Raw genomic sequence first — 1,679 nt, 5'->3', positions numbered from 1 at the left:
GTCATATATCACCAATATTGGATTGTATTCTGCAGTAATTGCCGAAACTCCAGCATCCCTCATCAAATCCGAGTCTTTTAGTTTATCAATCAGTGCTTCATCCAAAATATTTGGATCAATCTGATAAATTAACTTTCCGTCAGACAATCCGATAATAGTCGGAAGAGGTGAAACAGGCAGTTCACTTGTATGACGCAGGTTAAAATCAAATACAGAAACTTTATTGTCTAACAATGAAATATGTACGTTATATGAATCAATATTATTGCTGCCATGATACTTATAAAACGAGAAAAACAAGTGGTCTTCATACTTATAAAGATTATGAATTCCACCTACATAGTTATTTGATTTTATCACATCATGAAAATTAGATGATTTCATATCCGTGTATGGGTTTTGCAACTTCCCGAAGTCAACTCTCAAAAAAGGTTTTAGTCCGTCTTCTTCTAACGTATAAATTGTGTTCAAGTATGGAAAATGAAACAGAACATTGCCCAATTCATCTTCAAAAAAATTATTCGAACTCATCACTATGAGATTGTCATTAGTTCCCATAAAACCCTGAATAATATCTTTCGACTCGCAATCAACCAGAATTAAATTATCCTTCAACGGATTTTGTCCGTAATCCAACATCCAATATCCCTTTTTATCCGGATAAAACGCATAGGCATAATACGGAACTTCGTCCTCACTTATAAAATTTCCAAAGATATCATATGTGATCACAGATAGTTTAGAATTATCCATCAACGATATATGTCGTTTATTGTAATCTACATAAACGCTTTCAAAACTAAGATATTCTTCCGGTCCCCGACCTTTCGAACCTAAATTATATAAATATCTTCCTTTATCGTTGAATATTAATATATTACTCATGGGGGAATCCCAAACAACAATAAATGAATCTACCAAATAAACTTGATTAATTTCCTTAATGTAGCTTTCATCTGTTACTTCCAACGGAACAATACCTCCAAAGTCTGCAATACTATCCAAATAAAAAGTCTCTTTTTTATTTATATCTACATTCACAGTATTTGTTAAGCCCTCTTCATTTGTCGTATTATTGCACTGAAAAAGTATGAATAAAAATAGTCCTCCCAAAAATAATTTTTTAATATTTTCCATTGTGCTTGTGTTTATTATTCTAAGATTCAAGTAAAGTATTAAGCCCTCTTTTTCTTAATCTTCTTTTGTGTGCTTGAAAATACTTTCCACTATCGGCTTCATATTTTATAGATTGACTTAATTAACATCCAACTCTAGTAGAAGAGTTGGATGTTAATACTATTCACTCTTATTTAACACGGTGGAGCATAGCAATTTAAACTCCCCGGGATACAACATGGCTCAACATGTTCCTCTGTTCTGATTAATTTACCTTCCGAATCATAAAAGAATTTTGTAACCGTTTTTGAAGTGGGAGAACCTTTAGAATTATTTCCATCTTCATTCTGCGCCAATGCCTCCACATTTGCCAATGCCAAATCACTCAAACTTGCTTCACTTTTCACACTTTTCTGTACCCCAAATCCTGCGGTTGCAAGAAGTGCAAGGGCAAACAGTCCTGATAAAATTCTTTTCTTCATCTTTAATGATTTTAAAAAGTCTTTTTGCATTATTGCAGTTGCAACATATCAGAATATCTGATCCTAAACAAATAATCAAGT

General features: G+C 32.8%; 2 protein-coding genes. Both read right to left on the bottom strand.

The window, feature by feature from the left end; genetic code table 11:
- Positions 1-1,137 (bottom strand): 6-bladed beta-propeller (locus tag B3Z75_RS00665; RefSeq protein ID WP_294066602.1); only part of this gene is annotated, 1,137 nt, incomplete at its 3' end.
- Between the two features lie 173 nt (positions 1,138-1,310).
- On the bottom strand, positions 1,311-1,598 hold the full coding sequence (locus tag B3Z75_RS00660; protein ID WP_294066599.1) for an NVEALA domain-containing protein: 288 nt from the start codon (positions 1,596-1,598) through the stop codon (positions 1,311-1,313).
- Between the last annotated feature and the right edge of the window lie 81 nt (positions 1,599-1,679).

Origin of the sequence: Proteiniphilum sp. UBA1028 (genome assembly GCF_002316955.1) — a bacterium.
Taxonomy (GTDB): domain Bacteria; phylum Bacteroidota; class Bacteroidia; order Bacteroidales; family Dysgonomonadaceae; genus Proteiniphilum.
The sequence above is the reverse complement of the archived record's forward strand: the minus strand, read 5'-3'. Positions and strand labels throughout refer to the sequence as shown.

What these genes read in the sequence shown, in the direction of transcription:
- B3Z75_RS00660 (WP_294066599.1), bottom strand. Translation starts at nt 1,598, where the DNA reads ATGAAGAAAAGAATTTTATCAGGACTGTTTGCCCTTGCACTTCTTGCA.